At 69.8% G+C, this 19851-nt stretch carries 15 protein-coding genes and 4 tRNA genes; 8 read left to right on the top strand and 11 right to left on the bottom strand.

What is annotated here, in order from left to right; all coding sequences use genetic code 11:
- Positions 1–138: 138 nt before the first annotated feature.
- From ACZ4AA_RS37235 to purM, 3 genes are all read left to right on the top strand, one after another.
- Positions 139–930 (top strand): META domain-containing protein, encoded by a 792-nt coding sequence (locus tag ACZ4AA_RS37235; protein WP_467612753.1) that lies wholly within the window; start codon positions 139–141, stop codon positions 928–930.
- Positions 931–992: 62 nt separating this feature from the next.
- Positions 993–2519 carry an amidophosphoribosyltransferase gene (purF, locus tag ACZ4AA_RS37230; RefSeq protein ID WP_467612750.1) on the top strand — a complete coding sequence of 509 codons (1527 nt, stop codon included), beginning with the start codon at positions 993–995 and terminating at the stop codon, positions 2517–2519.
- Positions 2520–2560: 41 nt separating this feature from the next.
- Positions 2561–3661, top strand: a complete 1101-nt coding sequence (purM, locus tag ACZ4AA_RS37225) for a phosphoribosylformylglycinamidine cyclo-ligase (protein ID WP_467612747.1) — start codon at positions 2561–2563, stop codon at positions 3659–3661.
- Positions 3662–3861: 200 nt separating this feature from the next.
- On the opposite strand, the gene ACZ4AA_RS37220 is transcribed toward purM, so the two are convergent.
- Both ACZ4AA_RS37220 and ACZ4AA_RS37215 read right to left on the bottom strand, forming a co-directional pair.
- Entirely contained in the window at positions 3862–4116 is a 255-nt protein-coding gene (locus ACZ4AA_RS37220) for a DUF3073 domain-containing protein (RefSeq protein WP_037615441.1), read from the bottom strand.
- Between the two features lie 301 nt (positions 4117–4417).
- On the bottom strand, positions 4418–5512 hold the full coding sequence (locus ACZ4AA_RS37215; protein WP_467612743.1) for a Leu/Phe/Val dehydrogenase: 1095 nt from the start codon (positions 5510–5512) through the stop codon (positions 4418–4420).
- A gap of 222 nt (positions 5513–5734) precedes the next feature.
- Here ACZ4AA_RS37215 and ACZ4AA_RS37210 point away from each other — a divergent pair, with 222 nt between their 5' ends.
- Positions 5735–6583 carry a DUF8083 family protein gene (locus tag ACZ4AA_RS37210; protein ID WP_467612740.1) on the top strand — a complete coding sequence of 283 codons (849 nt, stop codon included), beginning with the start codon at positions 5735–5737 and terminating at the stop codon, positions 6581–6583.
- A 544-nt stretch (positions 6584–7127) separates the two neighbouring features.
- A complete protein-coding gene (gene bldC / locus ACZ4AA_RS37205) occupies positions 7128–7334 on the top strand; it encodes a developmental transcriptional regulator BldC (RefSeq protein ID WP_003949541.1) in 207 nt (68 codons plus the stop codon).
- A 465-nt stretch (positions 7335–7799) separates the two neighbouring features.
- On the opposite strand, the gene ACZ4AA_RS37200 is transcribed toward bldC, so the two are convergent.
- The 9 genes from ACZ4AA_RS37200 to ACZ4AA_RS37160 form a co-directional block, all read right to left on the bottom strand.
- Positions 7800–7997 (bottom strand): DUF6274 family protein, encoded by a 198-nt coding sequence (locus tag ACZ4AA_RS37200; protein WP_467612737.1) that lies wholly within the window; start codon positions 7995–7997, stop codon positions 7800–7802.
- Positions 7998–8266: 269 nt separating this feature from the next.
- Positions 8267–8341: transfer RNA gene (locus ACZ4AA_RS37195), tRNA-Asp, on the bottom strand.
- 95 nt (positions 8342–8436) lie between these two features.
- The gene (gene hrpA / locus ACZ4AA_RS37190) at positions 8437–12414 is read right to left on the bottom strand and encodes an ATP-dependent RNA helicase HrpA (RefSeq protein ID WP_467612734.1); all 3978 of its coding nucleotides are present in this window, start codon (positions 12412–12414) and stop codon (positions 8437–8439) included.
- Between the two features lie 68 nt (positions 12415–12482).
- On the bottom strand, positions 12483–12872 hold the full coding sequence (locus tag ACZ4AA_RS37185; RefSeq protein ID WP_467612731.1) for a hypothetical protein: 390 nt from the start codon (positions 12870–12872) through the stop codon (positions 12483–12485).
- A 189-nt stretch (positions 12873–13061) separates the two neighbouring features.
- Positions 13062–13135, bottom strand: a tRNA-Phe gene (locus tag ACZ4AA_RS37180).
- Between the two features lie 24 nt (positions 13136–13159).
- Positions 13160–13234, bottom strand: a tRNA-Asp gene (locus tag ACZ4AA_RS37175).
- Between the two features lie 46 nt (positions 13235–13280).
- Positions 13281–13353, bottom strand: a tRNA-Glu gene (locus ACZ4AA_RS37170).
- A 200-nt stretch (positions 13354–13553) separates the two neighbouring features.
- Entirely contained in the window at positions 13554–15086 is a 1533-nt protein-coding gene (locus ACZ4AA_RS37165; RefSeq protein ID WP_467612728.1) for a metallophosphoesterase family protein, read from the bottom strand.
- Positions 15087–15240: 154 nt separating this feature from the next.
- Positions 15241–15591, bottom strand: coding sequence for a metallopeptidase family protein (locus ACZ4AA_RS37160; RefSeq protein WP_467612725.1), 351 nt, complete (start codon positions 15589–15591; stop codon positions 15241–15243).
- Positions 15592–15754: 163 nt separating this feature from the next.
- Between ACZ4AA_RS37160 and ACZ4AA_RS37155 the strand changes: the two genes are divergently transcribed.
- From ACZ4AA_RS37155 to ACZ4AA_RS37145, 3 genes are all read left to right on the top strand, one after another.
- Positions 15755–17002: a serine hydrolase domain-containing protein gene (locus ACZ4AA_RS37155; protein ID WP_467612722.1), complete on the top strand. Its 1248-nt coding sequence runs from the start codon at positions 15755–15757 to the stop codon at positions 17000–17002.
- Between the two features lie 190 nt (positions 17003–17192).
- Positions 17193–17714, top strand: a complete 522-nt coding sequence (locus ACZ4AA_RS37150; RefSeq protein WP_467612720.1) for a hypothetical protein — start codon at positions 17193–17195, stop codon at positions 17712–17714.
- Positions 17715–18133: 419 nt separating this feature from the next.
- The coding region (locus ACZ4AA_RS37145; RefSeq protein WP_467612717.1) for a DEAD/DEAH box helicase at positions 18134–19851 on the top strand (1718 nt) is incomplete at its 3' end.

Below are 19851 nucleotides of genomic sequence, written 5' to 3'. Positions count from 1 at the left end.
CCTCCACGGCTACAACTACCATCGCTGCCACACCGCCCTCGGAGGCCAGCCACCCATCAGCCGTGTGAACAACGCTGCGGGTCAATACAGCTAGGGCCTGTCGGGGAACCGGGCGACCGTCCCTCCCGTCCCATCCGCATGGACAAGCAGCGAACGACCATCGGAGTCCTGACCCTGCTGCCCCTCGCCGCCGCGTGCGGCACCCAGACCGCGGGGAACGGATCGACCCGGACGGAGCCGGCACCGCTGACCGGCGTGCACTGGAGGGTCGACAGCCTCACCGTGGGCGGCACGACCACGCGGGCGCCCTCGGGGGCGTACCTGCGGATCGGCGACGACGGCCGCGTCAGCGGCGACCTCGGCTGCAACGGGTTCGGCTCGAGGGCCACCTTCACGGGTGACCGGGTCGCGTTCGGCGAGCTCCGCACGACGGACATGGCCTGCGAGAAGGGTCCGACGAGCTTCGAGCGCGGTCTGGGCCGGACCCTCGCGGACAAGGGCGCGCTGACCGCGAAGGCCACCGCCGGCCGGCTGACGCTCACCGCAGGCGACGGCGACCGGATCGGTCTCTCCGAGGAGAAGGACGCACCCCTGCGGGGGACGAAGTGGAAGGTCACGGCACTGGGTGACACCAACGTCTCCCAGCCGCTCCCCAAGGGCGCGGACGCCTACTTCGTCCTGCGCGAGGACGGGACCCTCGACGGCCGGCTCGGCTGCAACCATGTGTCAGGTACCGCCACCGTCAGCGACGGACATATCACCCTCAGCCGGGCCAGGACCACCCGCATGATGTGCCAAGACTCACTCATGAGGGCCGAGAAGGCGCTGCTCGGACTGTTCGACAGCAAGATCGCTTATCGGTTGGATCATCGCGGGATCGCGCTGACCAGCACGAACGGCACCGTCGTCAGCGCGGTCGCCGACGAATGATCCACTGAGGGCCGCGTATCCCCAATTCGGACCAGTGGTCGATCTCGCCTACACTCGGTGCCGTGCCACGTGGTGACGGTCGACTCAATCATGATCTGCTCCCCGGTGAGAAAGGCCCCCAGGACGCTTGTGGCGTCTTCGGTGTCTGGGCTCCGGGCGAAGAGGTCGCCAAGCTCACTTACTTCGGGCTCTACGCCCTCCAGCATCGGGGTCAGGAATCCGCGGGAATCGCGGTCAGCAACGGCTCCCAGATCCTCGTCTTCAAGGACATGGGCCTCGTGTCCCAGGTCTTCGACGAGACCTCGCTCGGTTCGCTCCAGGGTCATATCGCGGTCGGTCACGCCCGCTACTCGACCACCGGTGCCTCCGTGTGGGAAAACGCCCAGCCGACGTTCCGTGCCACCGCGCACGGCTCCATCGCGCTCGGCCACAACGGCAACCTCGTCAACACGGCGCAGCTCGCCGAGATGGTCGCGGAGCTGCCCAAGCAGGAAGGCCGCACCACCCGTGTGGCGGCCACCAACGACACCGACCTGCTCACCGCGCTCCTCGCGGCCCAGGTCGACGACGACGGCAAGCCGCTGACCATAGAAGAGGCTTCCGCCAAGATCCTGCCCCAGGTCAAGGGCGCCTTCTCGCTCGTGTTCATGAACGAGCACACCCTCTACGCCGCCCGTGACCCGCAGGGCATCCGCCCGCTGGTCCTCGGCCGCCTTGAGCGCGGCTGGGTGGTGGCCTCCGAGTCCGCGGCCCTCGACATCTGCGGCGCCAGCTATGTGCGCGAGATCGAGCCGGGCGAGTTCGTCGCCATCGACGAGAACGGTCTGCGGACCTCGCGATTCGCGGAAGCGAAGCCCAAGGGCTGTGTCTTCGAGTACGTGTACCTGGCCCGTCCCGACACGGACATCGCCGGCCGGAACGTGTACCTCTCGCGTGTCGAGATGGGCCGCAAACTCGCCAAGGAAGCCCCGGTCGACGCCGACCTGGTGATAGCGACCCCGGAGTCCGGGACGCCCGCCGCGATCGGTTACGCGGAGGCCTCCGGCATCCCGTTCGGCGCCGGCCTGGTCAAGAACGCCTACGTCGGCCGGACCTTCATCCAGCCCTCGCAGACGATCCGCCAGCTCGGAATCCGCCTGAAGCTGAATCCGCTCAAGGAAGTCATCAAGGGCAAGCGCCTGGTCGTCGTCGACGACTCGATCGTGCGCGGCAACACCCAGCGCGCCCTGGTCCGGATGCTGCGCGAGGCCGGCGCGGCCGAGGTCCACATCCGGATCTCCTCCCCGCCCGTGAAGTGGCCCTGCTTCTTCGGCATCGACTTCGCGACCCGCGCCGAACTGATCGCCAACGGCATGACCATCGAGGAGATCGGCACCTCACTCGGCGCCGACTCGCTCTCGTACATCTCCCTGGACGGGATGATCGAGGCCACGACGATCGACAAGCCGAATCTGTGCCGCGCCTGCTTCGACGGCGTGTACCCGATGGAGCTTCCCGACCCCGAACTGCTCGGCAAGCAGCTCCTGGAGACCGAGCTGGCCGCGGGTCCCGCAGCCACGGCCGCGGCTGACGCCATCCGTCGCCCGTAGCGCCGCAGAGCCCCGTTTCACCAACCGAAAGATCCCAGGCAATGTCTGCTGTACCTGATCGGTCGACTTCGTCGACGGGCAGTGCTTCCGGCGCGTCCTACGCGGCTGCCGGCGTCGACATCGAGGCGGGCGACCGCGCCGTAGAGCTGATGAAGGAGTGGGTGAAGAAGACGCAGCGCCCCGAGGTCCTCGGCGGCCTCGGCGGTTTCGCCGGCCTCTTCGACGCCTCCGCCCTCAAGCGCTTCGAGCGTCCGCTGCTCGCCTCCGCCACCGACGGTGTGGGCACCAAGGTCGACATCGCCCGCCAGCTGGGCGTGTACGACACCATCGGCCACGACCTCGTCGCGATGGTCATGGACGACATCGTGGTGTGCGGCGCCGAGCCGCTCTTCATGACCGACTACATCTGCGTGGGCAAGGTCCACCCGGAGCGGGTCGCGGCCATCGTGAAGGGCATCGCGGAGGGCTGCGTCCTCGCGGGCTGCGCCCTGGTGGGCGGCGAGACGGCCGAACACCCCGGTCTGCTCGGTCCGGACGACTTCGACGTGGCGGGCGCCGGTACGGGCGTGGTCGAGGCCGACCAGCTGCTCGGCCCGGATCGCATCCGTACGGGTGACGCGGTGATCGCCATGGCGGCCTCCGGTCTTCACTCGAACGGGTACTCGCTCGTCCGGCACGTCCTCTTCGACCGGGCGAACCTGCGCCTGGACCAGCACGTCGAGGAGTTCGGCCGCACGCTCGGCGAGGAGCTCCTGGAGCCCACCAAGATCTACTCGCTGGACTGTCTGACGCTGACGAAGAGCACCCAGGTGCACGCCTTCAGCCACATCACCGGCGGCGGTCTGGCGGCCAACCTGGCCCGGGTGATCCCGGACGGGCTGCACGCCGTGGTCGACCGTGAGACCTGGACCCCGGCACCGGTCTTCGACCTGGTCGGCAGGACCGGAGGCGTCGAGCGCCTGGAGCTGGAGAAGACGCTGAACATGGGCGTCGGCATGATGGCGATCGTGCCCGAGGAGTCCGCTGAGGTGGCCCTGGCCGTCCTCGCGGACCGCGGGGTGGACGCCTGGGTCGCCGGTGAGATCACCGAGCGCGGGGACCGCACGACGGGCGCCGAGCTCGTCGGTGACTACGCGAGCTGAAGCCGGGAACGGAGGCTTCGGCCGGCGGTCACGTCGGCCGAAGCCCCCGGGGCAGCACGAAACCCGGTCCGGCGTTGAGGCCCCGGACCGGGTGAAGTGCAGTCGCTACGAGAAATCCGCCGGGCGGGATCTACGAGAAATCCCGGCCTGGAGATCCGCCGGATGAAGAGATCGCGGAAACTGCGAGGGACGCTGTTGCGTCAAGCGCCGCGACGTTGCGACTGGGGACCGGACTGGTCGTCCTCGTCCTCGTCGTCATCGTTGTAGAGATCCGCGTACTGTGCGTACGGGTCGTCTTCCTCGTCGTCGTCCTCGAACGGCTCGCCATTCGGCGGCTGGCTCGAAGTCGAAGCGCCCAGCTCATTGGCCAGACGCGAGAGGTCAGTCCCGCCGCTGCTGTACTTCAGCTGGCGGGCGACCTTCGTCTGCTTGGCCTTTGCCCGGCCGCGCCCCATGGCTCGACCCCCTCGGATACGGGGCTCGACGGCCCCAGAGTCTTGACACGCGTTCATGATCTGGAACGGACTCTCCGTGGAGAGACCGGTCCGTAGGGCTTCCACGGTACCTGAGCCCGCGCCCATACGGTACGTCGCCCGCAGCACGCGCCTTCGCCCAGCCCCGGCGAGGTGCCCTGTCCTCGCTGGTCAACCGCGATTTTAACCTCTTCTTGGGCTACGACCCGCCGACAGACGTGAGAGTTCTCTCCCAGCCGACCATCGGCGGGTCCCTGACAAGCGCCTATGGCCCCGTGAGGGGTCAGTGGCCGCGTGCCTCCGCCATGCGCTGCTCGGCGATCCGGTCGGCCGCCGCGGCCGGCGGAATCCCGTCCTGCTTCGCACGTGCGAATATGGCCAGCGTGGTGTCGAAGATCTTCGTGGCCTTCGCCTTGCACCGGTCGAAGTCGAAGCCGTGGAGCTCGTCGGCGACCTGGATGACACCGCCCGCGTTCACGACGTAGTCCGGGGCGTACAGGATCCCGCGGTCCGCGAGGTCCTTCTCCACGCCCGGGTGCGCCAGCTGGTTGTTGGCCGCGCCGCACACGATCCGGGCCGTGAGCACCGGCACGGTGTCGTCGTCGAGCGCCCCGCCCAGCGCGCAGGGCGCGTAGATGTCGAGGCCCTCCGTACGGATGAGCGTCTCGGTGTCCGCGACGGCCGTGACACCGGAGGGGTGCCGGTCCAGGATCCGCCGCACGGACTCGGCCCGCACGTCCGTGATCACGACCTCGGCGCCGTCCGCGCGCAGGTGGTCGACCAGGTGGTGGCCCACCTTGCCGACACCGGCGACGCCGACCTTGCGGCCGCGCAGCGTCGGGTCGCCCCACAGGTGCTGCGCGGAGGCCCGCATGCCCTGGAAGACACCGAAGGCGGTCAGCACCGAGGAGTCGCCCGCTCCGCCGTTCTCGGGGGAGCGTCCGGTCGTCCACCGGCACTCGCGCGCCACGACGTCCATGTCGGCGACATAGGTGCCGACGTCGCACGCGGTGACGTACCGGCCGCCGAGCGAGGCGACGAACCGGCCGTAGGCGAGCAGCAGCTCCTCGGACTTGATCTGCTCCGGGTCGCCGATGATGACGGCCTTGCCGCCACCGTGGTCGAGCCCGGCCAGGGCGTTCTTGTACGACATCCCGCGCGCGAGGTTGAGGGCGTCGGCGACGGCCTCCTGCTCGCTCGCGTACGGGTAGAAGCGCGTGCCGCCGAGGGCGGGGCCCAGGGCGGTGGAGTGGATGGCGATGACGGCCTTCAGGCCGCTGGCGCGGTCCTGGCAGAGCACGACTTGCTCATGACCGCCCTGATCCGAGTGGAACAGGGTGTGCAGTACATCAGCAGGCGCGCCGGTTACGTCGGTCACTGTGGTGACTCCCAGGTAAAAAGCGGCGGTTGGGTGCGGCGCCCGTGCGGATGGCGGGCTCCGTGGGAATGAGACTAGAGCCTGTGCCGACCCGCCCTCGGCGCAGTGTTCAGGATCACCCACGGGCGGGGTACGGCCGTGGTTCGATTTGCATAGATTTCTGTTCAGGTTCTGAGTGGTTCTCGCTGGTTTTCCCGGTGGTCGACGGGGGAGGGAGCAGGCGTGCCCAAGGTGTCCGCGGTGATCGTCCCGTACACGTCGTATCTACGCGTGTACGAGCCACTGGCCGCGTTCCCCGAGTCCGAGCGCGCCCACTGGACGCGCTACGCCCGGCGTACCGAGCGCCCCTCGTACCAGGACGAACTACGCCGCTCGCTGGCCGATCTGCTGCCCACCCCTCCGGTCCCCGTGCCGGTGCACGAGAGCGGCGACGCGTTCGTCGCCGAGGTGGACGGGGTGGTGTGCGTCTGTCCCTGGCGCACCCGGCTGCGCGGCTGGCAGGCCCTGGACGAGCTGGGCGAGGAACTGCCCGCGTCCGTCCTGGACGCCGTGCTGCCGCCGCTGGTGCGCCGTCAGGCGGCCCTGGACTACGAGCGCTGGCTGGAGCGCAACCCCGACGCCCGTCCGTGGATCCGTACCTCCACCTGGCAGGTGCCGCTGAACTGGTTCGTGCTCGTCACCGACGAGGAGCGGGAGTACGAGAAGGGGACGGGCCCGGCCGGGGCGGCGCCGCTGCTGCGCTACCGCACGCCGATGGTGCAGGCGCGGCGGCGCACGGCCCGGGCGCTGCGCACGCTCAGGGAGGCGCTGGACGAAGGGCCGCTCATCGAGGGCCTGGTGGACGTGGGGCGCTGGCTCGAGGAGTTCCATCCGCGCTCGCTGGTCGAGCTGGACTACGGCGGGCTCGTGCACACGCTGCCGGCCGGCGATCTGGAGGGCGACCACTCCGCCGCGGACGTGGCCGAGGGCATCGAGGCGCTGCGGACCGGGGACGGGGCGGCGGCGGGCGAGGCGTACGGCCGGCTGGTGGAGCGCTGGCGGTCGGTCAGGGACCGGCGTTCGGCGAACTGAAATCACTGCGTCCGGTTGTGATCTGGCTCTCACAGGTTTGGGGTCGAACTCGCGTATGGTCCTCACACACTGAAGAACCCTCACGTCCAGGACGTAGAGCCCGATCCGGGCGTTTGCGTCAATGGGTGTCAAGCGTGACGGACGGCACTTACCCGGCTCTTGCATCGCTTCCCCCTCCTCGTGTCAAAATAGGACAAGGAGCCCGGGGGAGGGCTCCCTCCGCCCGCTTTTGGGGGGGAATCTCGGCATTGCACGCTTTTAGGACGTCTGGTGACTCCTGATCGCCCTGTGACTGATCGTCACAGCGGCGTGACTGTCCGCTATGGCATGGTCCATCGGCTTCCGTCGCTGATGAACACCTGGGAGGGCAATTCCATCGGTTTGGCCGACGCGGCTGGACGGATGGTGTAGTTGTAGTGCCGAGGACAAGCCGTTCGTCCTATAACCGACTCGACTCGCGTCCGCCATTTCGGGCAACGCGGGTCAAGGTGCAGAATTTAGAGGAAAGAACCGAGAAGGTTCGGTTCTCCCGAGGAGGCCGCTCATGACCGCTCGCACCCCTGATGCCGAGCCGCTGCTGACCCCCGCTGAGGTCGCCACGATGTTCCGCGTCGACCCCAAGACGGTCACGCGGTGGGCGAAGGCCGGCAAGCTCACGTCCATCCGCACGCTCGGTGGACACCGTCGTTACCGCGAGGCTGAGGTCCGCGCACTGCTCGCGGGTATCCCGCAGCAGCGCAGCGAAGCCTGAGTCACCGCATAACCGGACAAGCCGACGGATCCCCCAACCCGTCGAGGCGTCCACACCACAGCTCCACGCGACGCGGGTTCTGCCCCAACAGAGCTCACGCCCAAGCGTTTTCGTCAGTTGAACAGGGTGCGTCGTAGATCGCGCTGGACTCCGCCGGGTCCAGCGCGATTTTTTTTGTGCGTTCCACGGGTCTCCGCGCCCGGCCTGTGAGCGGCCTTGTCGGAGTCTGGGGGCGGGTGTCGGATCGGCTGTGGATGTCCTCGACGAGCGGTGCAATTGCACATATTAAATTGACTGGTTGTAGGAGGGGGGTAAGTTCCACACTTCTGAAAACATATGCGGTGACTCCCGTCACATGCCACAGTCCTTGTCCGCCGAGAGCCTTCTGCGCTAAGGGAGTTGGGCTCGAAGAGCGCACGTCACGCGGGGGGCGCGCCGGGCGGGGGCCGCGCGAGGAAGCCCCGGTCACGCCGTCGAGGGGCTTTCGTCCTCCGGGGTGGTCTCCAGGTCCTGCTCGTCGTCCGGGAGCGCTTCCACGGCCATGGCCAGTCGGGCGAGCTGATGGCAGACCGGGCAGTTCCGCGTCAGATGGCGGTACCCGGAGGCGGCCGCCAGATGGGCTCGGAGCAGAGCCCGGGTCTCGTGCCGGGCGGACACCGCCATGCGCACCTCCAGAGGGCCGGCAGGGCGAGGGCCCTGGATTCCGGGGTACCGGCGGAATGTGACGCCGTCAAGGGACGTGAACGCGCCGCGGGCGCGCCTCCGCAGGCCTCATGGCGGCCCGCGACCCTACGCGGACCGGTGCGCGCACGCGAACGCGGCCGGTGGGCGGGCCGGCGCGGTCGCGCACCGGGCCGCAGGGGCGGGCCCCGGGTAAGAGCGGTCGGACAGACGGAAAGGCCCGGAGCTTTCGCTCCGGGCCTTCCTTCGTGCGGTCCTGACGGGATTTGAACCCGCGGCCTCCACCTTGACAGGGTGGCGAGCACTCCAAACTGCTCCACAGGACCTTGATTCGCAGCGACTTGTTCTTGCGCCGTGCTGCGAAACAGACTGTACATGAGGTCAGACCCCGGGGTCGAACTCACCGCTCGTGCGAATGCCGTTACGGCGCGGCGGCGTCGATCGCCTTTACGATCCGCTTGTCGGAGACCGGGTACGCCGTGCCCAAGGCGTGGGCGAAATAGCTGACCCGCAGCTCCTCGATCATCCAGCGGATGTCCAGGACCGACGAGGGCACGGGCCGGCCCTGGGGCAGCTGCTCCAGGAGCCAGGCGTACTCGTCCTGCATCTCGTGGACCTTCTCCATACGGCTGGTGTCCCGCTGGGCGCCGGTCGGCATCTGCTGGAGCCGCCGGTCCGCGGCGACCAGATAGCGCATCAGGTCCGGCAGTCGCCGCAGTCCCGTCGCCGTCACGAAACCGGGCCTCACGAGCGCGTCCAGCTGCCCTCGTACGTCCGCCAGGTTCGCGAGCAGGACAGGGCTCCTGACGCCCTTCAGACGGCGCTCACAGGCCTGCCAGGCGGCGAGCACCTGCTCCACCTGCCCGACCGTGCGCACGGTCGTGTCGACGATCTCCGCGCGCACCTTGTCGTACAGCTTCCGGTAGGACTCCTCGTCCCACGCCGGGCCGCCGAAGTCCGCGATCAGCTTGTCGGCCGCGGCCATCGCGCAGTCGTCGAAGAGCGCCTGCACCGAGCCGTGCGGGTTCGCCGACAGGGCGAGCTTCTGGGCGTTGGTGAGCTTGTCCGAGGCGAACTTGCCCGGATTCACCGGGATGTTGCGCAGGATCAGCCGGCGCGTGCCCTTCCACATGGCCTCGGCCTGCTCGGCCTCCGTGTCGAAGAGCCGCACCGAGACGGTGTTCGCCGCCGCGCCGTCGTCCACCAGGGCCGGATACGCCTTCACCGGCTGGCCGGCCCTGCGCGTCTCGAAGACCCGCCTCAGCGAGCCGATCGTCCAGTCCGTCAGCCCCGAGCGTTCCAGGGACTCGCCGCCCTCGCGCTCCGCCGTCGCCGCGGCGGCCTGCGAGATCGCCTGGCGCGCCTTCGGCTTCAGCCGGAGCTTGAGGACTTCGAGGTCCTTGTCCTCGGCGAGCTTGCGGCGCCGCTCGTCGACGATCCGGAACGTGACCTTCAGATGGTCGGGGAGCCGGGACCAGTCGAAGTCGTCGGCCGTCAGTGGCACGCCGACCATCCGCTTGAGCTCGCGCGCCATGGTCAGCGTCAGCGGCTCCTGGAGCGGCACGGCCCGCTCCAGGAACTTCTGGGCGAAGTTCGGGGCCGGCACGTAGTTCCGCCGGATCGGCTTCGGGAGCGAACGGATCAGCTCCGTCACCACTTCCTCCCGCAGCCCGGGGATCTGCCAGTCGAAGCCGTCGTCCGTGACCTGGTTCAGGACCTGGAGCGGGACGTGGACGGTCACGCCGTCCGCGTCCGCGCCCGGCTCGAACTGGTAGGTCACCCGGAACTTCAGCCGCCCCTGGAGCCAGGAGTCGGGGTAGTCGTCCTTCGAGACGTCCCCGGCCCGCTCGTTGATGAGCATCGAGCGCTCGAAGTCGAGGAGTTCGGGCTCCTCGTGCCGCTTGTGCTTCCACCAGGAGTCGAAGTGCGCCCCGGACACGACGTGTTCGGGCACCCGCTGGTCGTAGAAGTCGTACAGGGTCTCGTCGTCGACCAGGATGTCCCGGCGGCGGGCCCGGTGCTCCAGCTCCTCGACCTCGGTGAGCAGCTTGCGGTTGTCGGCGAAGAACTTGTGGTGCGTACGCCAGTCGCCCTCGACGAGCGCGTTGCGGATGAACAGCTCGCGGCTGGCCTCCGGGTCGATCCGCCCGTAGTTCACCTTCCGCTGCGCGACGATCGGCACGCCGTACAGCGTCACCTTCTCGTACGCCATCACGGCGGCCTGGTCCTTCTCCCAGTGCGGTTCGCTGTACGTCCGCTTGAGGAGATGGCCGGCCAGCGGTTCCACCCACTCCGGCTCGACGCGGGCGTTCACGCGCGCCCACAGCCGCGAGGTCTCCACCAGCTCCGCCGACATCACGAAGCGCGGGGGCTTCTTGAACAGCGCCGAACCCGGGAAGATCGCGAACTTGGCGTTGCGCGCGCCCAGATACTCGTTCTTGCCCGTGCTCCGCCCGCTCTCGCCGCCGGTCTCCTTCACGTCCTTCATGCCGATGTGCGAGAGCAGACCGGCGAGCAGGGACACGTGGACGCTCTGCTCGGGAGCGTCCTCCTCGTTCAGGTGGATGCCCATCTGCTTGGCGACGGTCCGCAGCTGGCTGTAGATGTCCTGCCACTCCCGGATGCGCAGGAAGTTCAGGTACTCCTGCTTGCACATCCGGCGGAACGCGGACGAGCCCCGCTCCCGCTGCTGCTCACGGATGTAGCGCCACAGGTTGAGGAAGGCGAGGAAGTCGGAGGTCTCGTCCTTGAAGCGGGCGTGCTGCTGGTCGGCCTGCGCCTGCTTCTCGGACGGCCGCTCGCGCGGGTCCTGGATGGAGAGCGCGGCCGCGATCACCATGACCTCGCGCGCGCAGCCGTTCTTGTCGGCCTCCAGGACCATCCGGGCGAGCCGGGGGTCGACGGGGAGCTGGGCGAGCTTGCGGCCGGTCTCGGTGAGCCGCTTGCGTACGTCCTTCTCCGTCGGGTCCAGCGCGTTCAGCTCCTGGAGGAGCTGGACGCCGTCGCGGATGTTGCGGTGGTCCGGCGGGTCGATGAAGGGGAACTTCTCGATGTCGCCGAGGCCGGCCGCGGTCATCTGGAGGATGACGGAGGCGAGGTTCGTGCGCAGGATCTCGGCGTCGGTGAACTCCGGCCGGGCGAGGAAGTCGTCCTCCGAGTACAGCCGGACGCAGATGCCGTCGGACGTACGGCCGCAACGGCCCTTGCGCTGGTTGGCGCTGGCCTGCGACACGGGCTCGATGGGCAGCCGCTGCACCTTGGTGCGGTGGCTGTAGCGGGAGATGCGCGCGGTGCCCGGGTCGATCACGTACTTGATGCCCGGGACGGTCAGGGAGGTCTCGGCCACGTTGGTCGCCAGAACGATCCTGCGCCCGGTGTGCTGCTGGAAGACGCGGTGCTGCTCGGCGTGCGAGAGCCGCGCGTACAGCGGCAGCACTTCGGTGAAGCGGTAGTTCTTCTTGGTGATGGCGTCGGCCGTGTCGCGGATCTCGCGCTCACCGGAGAGGAAGACGAGGATGTCGCCTTTGCCCTCGGCCTGGAGCTCCTCGACGGCGTCGCAGATCGCGGTGATCTGGTCGCGGTCCGCGTCCTCGGAGTCCTCCTCCAGGAGCGGGCGGTAGCGCACCTCGACCGGATACGTCCGCCCGCTGACCTCGACGATCGGGGCGTCGCCGAAGTGCCGGGAGAAGCGCTCGGGGTCGATGGTCGCGGAGGTGATGACGACCTTGAGGTCAGGCCGCTTGGGCAGCAGCTGGGCGAGATAGCCGAGCAGGAAGTCGATGTTGAGGGACCGCTCGTGGGCCTCGTCGATGATGATCGTGTCGTAGGCGCGCAGCTCGCGGTCCGTCTGGATCTCGGCGAGCAGGATGCCGTCCGTCATGAGCTTGACGAAGGTGGCGTCCGGGTTCACCTGGTCGGTGAAGCGGACCTTCCAGCCGACGGCCTCGCCGAGCGGCGTGTCCAGCTCCTCCGCGATCCGCTCCGCGACCGTACGGGCGGCGATACGGCGGGGCTGGGTGTGCCCGATCATGCCGCGCACGCCACGGCCCAGCTCGATGCAGATCTTCGGGATCTGGGTGGTCTTGCCGGAGCCGGTCTCCCCGGCGACGATCACCACCTGGTGATCACGGATGGCCTCCGCGATCTCGTCCTTCTTCTGGCTGACCGGCAGCTGCTCGGGATACGTGACGTCGGGAACGCGGGCGCGGCGCTCGGCCGTCCGGGCCTCGCCCCTGGCCACCTCCGCCTCGATCTCGGCGAAGACGGCGGAGCGGGCCTCGGGCTTACGGATCTTGCGCGCGCCTTCGAGCCTGCGCCCGAGCCGGTGCGCGTCGCGCAGGGGCAGCTCGGTCAGGCGGGCGGCGAGATCGCCGAGGGCGGGGGCGGGGTGCGTAGACATACGCGGTCCAGGATCTCATCCCGGGGAAATCCGTGGCGAACGCTTTTGCCACGGCACCCGCGCCGGGGTCAGGGAGCGCGCTGCGCGGGCGGCGCGGGCGGGTCGGCCGTGATCCCTGAGGCCCCGGGCGCGGGCGCGGGAGCGGGGGTGGGCCCGGAGGCAGCGGTGCCGGTGGCGGGCGTCCGTTCCCGCCGCGGAGCCGACCCCAGGGCGATGGCCCGGGCGGTGTTGGAGACGGCCTTGATGCCCAGATAGGCCGTGGTCATGCTGCTGACCGCGGTGAACGCGGCGGTGAGCACGCCGACGATCACGGCCTTGTCGCCGTCGAGCCGCCACACCCCGAAGGCCGCGACGCCGACGATGGCGAGATTGCTCAGGACGACCGCGAGCAGCCCGTACCTCGCCCTGACCTTCTCCAGCTCGGTGTCCCGCAGCGCCTCGGTCTCGTCCCGGCTCATGTCATCCCCCCGAAGGAACCTGATCGATCAGCCAGAGAAGCTAGCGCCGAGCGGGCGCGGTGCCAAGCCAGGCCGGTCCTCTCCGGCCACTTCCGTCCCGTACGCGGGTCCCGTCCCGTGAGCGGATTCGTCCCGTGTCCGGAAACGACGAAACCCCCTCCGGTCGACCCGGAGAGGGTTTCGTTCTTGTGGCTGGGGCCGGGGTCGAACCGGCGACCTATCGCTTTTCAGGCGATCGCTCGTACCAACTGAGCTACCCAGCCACGAGATTTCCGAGGAAATCTCAGCGGTCCTGACGGGATTTGAACCCGCGGCCTCCACCTTGACAGGGTGGCGAGCACTCCAAACTGCTCCACAGGACCAAGCTGTTGCGTGCGACGTGTAACCAGTGTCCCACACGGTGTTGCGTACCCCCAACGGGATTCGAACCCGTGCTACCGCCTTGAAAGGGCGGCGTCCTAGGCCGCTAGACGATGAGGGCGAGCCAGTAACGCTCTGCTTCGTCTTCGCGTTCCCGAAGGGACGTGAGAAGCATGTGACGCCGCTTTCCCCCGAAGGGTTCCACTTCTCCTTCGCTTCGACGGAAGCTCGGGACGGTCAGGCCCTGACCGGCGCCCTTGGGCACGAACAGACTGTACTACGTGGCCCGGACGCGGACCAAACCAGATACCGGGGGACGGCTCAGGGCCGGTTCTCGTCGGGGAGATGACGGCTGACCTCGGCCGTCGCGAGGCCCAGACCGCCGAGCCTGATCTCGTCCCAGGCCTGGAGCCGGTGGGTGTCCCGGTCCATGTACAGGACGGAGGCCTCGATCGGGGCGGGGTACTGGTGCTCGACGGCCCGCAGTCCGCTGCCGCCCGTCGAGCCCTCGACGCGCAGCCGGGTGCCGTGCTTCATGACCTCCATCTCCTCGTGATGCAGATGTCCGGCCAGCACCAGGGGGACCGCGCCGTCCGTCCCGCGGGCGGCGACCGGTTCGTGGGCGATCGCGATGTCGACCGCGGTGCCCGCGGCGCGCTGCTCGCGCAGGGCCGAGGCCAGACGGGCGCCCGCGAGGTCCTCCGCCGCGTCGCCGCCCGGCACGCCCGCCCTGTCGGGCGTGAACTGGGGGTCGCCGATGCCCGCGAACCGCAGGCCCGCGACCGTTACCGCCCGGCCGTCGTCGAGGACGCGCACGTTCTTCAGGTGTCCCAGGTAGCGCTGGGTCTCGCGCGAGTCGTGGTTGCCGCGCACCCAGACGTAGGGGGCGCCCAGGTTCGGGATCGGGTCGAGGAAGCCGTTCTCGGCCGCCGAGCCATGGTCCATCGTGTCGCCTGAATCGACGATGACGTCGATGGCGTACTGCTTCACGAGGGAGGCGATGATCTTCCAGCTCGCCGGGTTCAGATGGATGTCGGAGACGTGGAGCACCCGGATCGTGGTCGGGTCGGGCTCGTAGCCCGGGAGGGTGGACGTGACGTCGTACAGCTTCGTCACGTTCGTCACCAGGCGTGCCAACTCCTTCTGGTAGACGTCGAATTCACTGACGATGCTGCGGGCGTCGCCGACCAGGGACGGTGCGGAGGCGAGGAGCCCGGAGTACTTCGGCTCCAGGACCGACTTGGGGTTCCAGGTGGCGAAGGCGGTCGCTCCCGAGGCGGCCAGCAGGCAGAGGGCGAGGCCGCCGGCGGCGAGGGCGCGGCGCGGGCGGCGGTAGACCGCGAGGCCGAGGGCGGAGGCGCCGGCGACCACGGCTATGCAGGAGCGGACGGCCAGGTCGAGGGTGCCGTGCTCGACGTCCCGCACGACCTCGTCCTGGAGTCCGGCGAGGCGTTCCGGGTGTTCCACGAGGGCCTGCGAGCGCTCCGGGTCGAGCCGGTCCACGTCCACGTCCAGGCGCAGCGGGGCCTCGTGGCTGCGCAGTTCCAGCGCGCCGAGCGGGGAGATATTGATCTTCGTGCCGCCGGTGAGGGAGGGGCGCAGGGTCATGGTGGTGTTCATGGGGCCGACCGGCACGCGGACGTCGCCCACGGCCAGCAGTCCCAGCCAGGCGCCGAGCAGCACCACGCACACGAGCCCGAGGGCACGGGCGTACGGGTTCTGCCGGGCGGCGAGTTCGAGCGCCGGGCTCTTGCGGCGGCCGGGGCGGCGGCGGGCGAGCGCGTGCAGCGCCCGTCCGGCGCGCTCGGCCGTACGGCGGACGGTGGCGGTTGCGGCAACGGGGACGCGGACCATTTGTCGCGTCTGCCCAAGGGGTGGGGTGGGTATGCGACGTTCCGTCACCCGCGTCCGCGTCCGCACCCGTGCCCGTGTCCGGCGGCGGGCCGGTCGGCCGGGTGGTCCGCGGCGCGGTCGGGCGGCGCGTTCGGTGGTGCGGTCCGCGGTGCGGTCAGCCCCAGCCCAGTTCGTGGAGCCGGTCGTCGTCGATGCCGAAGTGGTGGGCGATCTCGTGGATCACGGTCACGGCGACCTCGTGGACGACCTCGTCCGTGGTCTCGCTCCGACGCAGGGTGGGGCCCATGTAGATCGAGATGCGGTCGGGGAGCACGCCGGCGTACCACTCGCCGCGGTCGGTGAGCGGGGTGCCCTCGTAGAGACCCAGCAGGTCGGGGTCGTCCGCCGGAGGCTCGTCCTCGACGAACACGGCGACGTTGTCCATGACCCGGGTCAGCTCGGGCGGGATCCGGTCGAGCGCCTGGCTCACGAGCTCTTCGAAGGTTTCGCGCGTCATCTCCAGCACCCCGCCATTGTCGGTGATGGTGCGCCGATGGCGGCGGACGAAAGGGGCCTGGAAGGGCCGGAACGCCGCGGGGAATCCGGATGCCTGCCCCACATGGGGTGTCTCGTACGGGTTTCGGAGTGTTCAGGCGAAGCGTCCCTGGCCGCCCGGTGATAGTGCGGGCATGACACGCACCCCCTCCCCGGCCCGTCCGGGCGCCCGTGCCCGAGCCCGCAAGGCCCTCCTGTGCGCCGCTCTACTCGCCGTCACGGTCCAGACCGCCGCCGTGCCGGCGTTCGCCCAGGGGCCCGGAAGCGATCGAAGAAGCGACTGCGTGAGAACCGCGAGACCGCTCGGCGGTGAGGCCGCCGAGGTTCTCGCCATCACCCGGAAGGCCAAGGCCGACCTGCATCTGAACTCGGTGGAGCTGAAGGTCACCCGGGGCGGGCGCGAGATCCTCACCGACGCGCTCGGCGCATCCATGACCGGTGTCCCGGCCCGGCCGGACATGCGCTTCCGCGCCGGTTCGGTGGCCTTCTCCTACGTCGGTACGGCTCTGCTGCAACTGGTCCAGGAGGGCAAGGTCCACCTGGACGACACCGTCGAGCGCTGGCTGCCGACGCTGCCCAAGGCGAACCAGATCACCCTGCGCATGCTGGCCACCAACACGACCGGGCTGCACGACTACGTCACCGACCCGGCCTTCCTCGCCGAGCTGGAGGCGCACCCGTTCCGCGCGTGGACCCCGAAGCAGCTGCTCGCGTACCCCTACAGCCATTCGTTCTGGTACAAGCCGGGCACCAACTGGAGCTATTCGCACGCCAATTACCTGCTGCTGATCCAGGCGCTCGAGAAGATCACCGGCACCCGGATCGACAGGCTCCTGCGGCAGCGGGTCACGGGTCCGCTGGGACTCGACGCGACCCGGAACAGCTTCACCCCCGACATCCCGCGCCCGGTCCTGCACGCCTTCACCTCCGAGCGCGGCCTGTACGAGGAGTCCACCTTCTGGAACCCGTCGTGGACCACCGCGCCCGGCGCCGTGATCACCACGCAGATCTGTGACCTGGCCCGTTCGGCGCGAGGCATCGGCAGCGGCCGGCTCATCTCGCGCCGCTCCTACCGCACCCTGATCAACCCGGGGACGGTCGGCCTCGGCCACCCGACCGCCCGGTGTCCCGCGACGGTCTGTCTGCCGCAGACCGAGGCCAAGCACTTCGGGCTCGGCGTCATCGTGATCAACGGCTGGGTCCTTCAGAACCCGTCGTTCTCGGGCTACGCGGCGATCCAGGCGTATCTCCCGTCCGACCGTCTCGCCATCGCGGTCAACGCCACCAAGACCAAGGACACGCCCGACGGCAACATGGCCGAGGTGGTCGCCCGGCGGATCGCGGCGGCGCTCGCCCCGCAGGCCCCGCTGGCGATCGACTGATCCCCCGCGCCGTACGGACCGCGCCTCGCCGCGCGGGCGAGCGGGCCGCGCACGCCCCCCGGGTCCGGTTGGGCCCGGGGGGCGCGTGTCCTCCCGCGTGCGGCGGGAGTTGGACAGGGGGAACTCCCGTTTCTCCCCACGCTCCCGGCTTCCTCCGAGCGGGGGACGCCCCGTTCGGAGGTGGCCGCCCGTGCGCGCCCTGTACGTACCCGCCCGTCTGGCCGCCGCTGTCCTGGCCGTGGCCGCCACCGCGGGCTGCATGAGCGTCGGCGCCGACGCGGGGCGGCCGGAGCCCTCGCACTCGGCGGGCAGACGCGTCGACGGGGTGCCGGGCGGCGGGGCCGCGGCGGGCGGCGGCGGGATCGGGTCGTACGGCGGGAAGAGCGGTAAGGGCGGCAAGCACGGCAAGGCCTCGGCGAAGCCGGGGGAGTCCGCGTCCGACGACCCGTCGGCGTCCGCCTCGCCGGGCGCGAAGCCCTCCGCCGGGACGACGGACAGGGCCGGAGGCCCGTCCGAGGACTCCGCGCCCCCGGGCGGTGAGCCGACTCCCACGCGGACGACGGCCGAGCCGACGCCCGAGCCCCCGCCGGCCTCGTCGACGCCCGCGCCGCCCGACCCCGGACCCGCGGAGCCGTCGTCGTCGGCGCACGAGCAGCCGGTGACACAGCTGATCCAGCGGGAACCGGCGCCCGAGGCGGGCTCCCCCGTGTAGCGGCTCCGGGTCTCCCGATCCGGTGGCCCCCCAGAGCCTCCGGAGCCCGAGGAGCCCGTCGAGCTCGTGGAGCCGCGGTCGCGGTGGCGTGCGCGGCCGGTGTGGCGGGGTTCACGGGCCCCGGAGCGGTGAATGTGGCCCGTTCAACAGCGCGGTCGGCGCGGGCGCGGTAGCTTTGGTGGTGCGAGCAGGTGGCTAGGAATGCACCCTCACCTGGTCGTATGAGGCTCAGTTTGCCTTCATGGGGGAAGGGTGCGTATGGTAGTAGATCGTTTGATCCCATTTGCCCGGCGCCGCCGCAGAGAGCGCCGCGTGGCGCGTACTCTCCCTTGCCGTGGCCGGACCGCATAGAGGCGGTCGTTTGCGACTTCACGGAGTTTGGGCGCGTGCCGAGGAACTCCGGAAGGTTCGCATTTCGCATGTCTGTTTCCAGTACTGATCACTTCGTCGTGCCCGAGAACGACGAGAACAACGACGCGGTCGAGGCCCTCGAGACCGTAGAGGCCGTCGAGATCGTAGAGGTCGTCGAAGCCGCGGAGACCGAGTCCGCCCCCGAGATGACCTTCGCCGACCTCGGTCTGCCCGAGGGCGTCGTCCGCAAGCTCGCGCAGAACGGCGTGACCAGCCCCTTCCCGATCCAGGCCGCGACCATCCCGGACGCCCTGGCCGGCAAGGACATCCTCGGCCGTGGCCGCACCGGCTCCGGCAAGACCCTCTCCTTCGGTCTGCCGACCCTGGCGCAGCTCGCCGGCGGTCACACCGAGAAGAAGAAGCCGCGCGCCGTCATCCTCACGCCGACCCGTGAGCTGGCCATGCAGGTCGCCGACGCTCTCCAGCCCTACGGCGACGTCCTCGGCCTCAAGATGAAGGTCGTCTGCGGCGGTACGTCGATGGGCAACCAGATCTACGCCCTGGAGCGCGGCGTCGACGTCCTCGTCGCCACCCCGGGCCGTCTGCGCGACATCATCAACCGCGGCGCCTGCTCGCTGGAGAACACCCAGATCGCCGTCCTCGACGAGGCCGACCAGATGTCGGACCTGGGCTTCCTGCCCGAGGTCACCGAGCTGCTCGACCAGATCCCGGCCGGCGGCCAGCGCATGCTGTTCTCCGCCACGATGGAGAACGAGATCTCCACGCTGGTCAAGCGCTACCTGACGAACCCCGTCACGCACGAGGTCGACAGCGCCCAGGGCAACGTCACGACGATGTCGCACCACATCCTCATCGTGAAGCCCAAGGACAAGGCGCCGGTCACCGCCGCGATCGCCTCCCGCAAGGGCCGCACGATCATCTTCGTCCGCACCCAGCTGGGCGCCGACCGCATCGCCGAGCAGCTGCGTGACGCCGGTGTGAAGGCCGACGCGCTGCACGGCGGCATGACGCAGGGCGCCCGTACCCGGACGCTCGCGGACTTCAAGGACGGCTACGTCAACGCGCTCGTCGCCACCGACGTCGCCGCCCGCGGTATCCACGTCGACGGCATCGACCTGGTCCTGAACGTGGACCCGGCCGGTGACCACAAGGACTACCTGCACCGCTCCGGCCGTACCGCTCGCGCGGGCCGCTCCGGCACCGTCGTGTCGCTGTCGCTTCCGCACCAGCGCCGCCAGATCTTCCGGCTGATGGAGGACGCGGGCGTCGACGCCGCGCGTCACATCATCAACTCGGGTACGGCCTTCGAGCCCGAGGTCGCCGAGATCACCGGTGCCCGGTCGATGACCGAGGTCCAGGCCCAGTCCGCGGGCGACGCCGCCCAGCAGGCCGAGCGTGAGGTCACCCAGCTCACCAAGGAGCTGGAGCGCGCTCAGCGCCGTGCCGCCGAGCTGCGCGGTGAGGCCGACCGTCTGGTCGCCCGTGCCGCCCGTGAGCGCGGCGAGGACCCGGAGGTGGCCGTCGCGGCCGCCGCCGAGGCCGCCGAGCAGGCCGTCGTCGAGGCACCGGTCGCCGAGGCCGTCGTGGTCGAGGCGGACGAGCGTCCCGCCTACGAGCCGCGTCAGCGCCGCGACGAGCGGGGCAACTACGAGCGTCGTGACAACGACCGTGGTGGCTTCCGTCGCGATGACAACCGTGGTGGCGGCTTCAACCGCGATGACCGTGGCGGCCGTTCTTTCGAGCGTCGTGACGACAACCGCGGTGT

The organism is Streptomyces sp. NPDC024698 (assembly GCF_055559015.1).
Note: the sequence above shows the minus strand (reverse complement) of the source record. Positions and strands in the feature narration are given on the sequence as shown.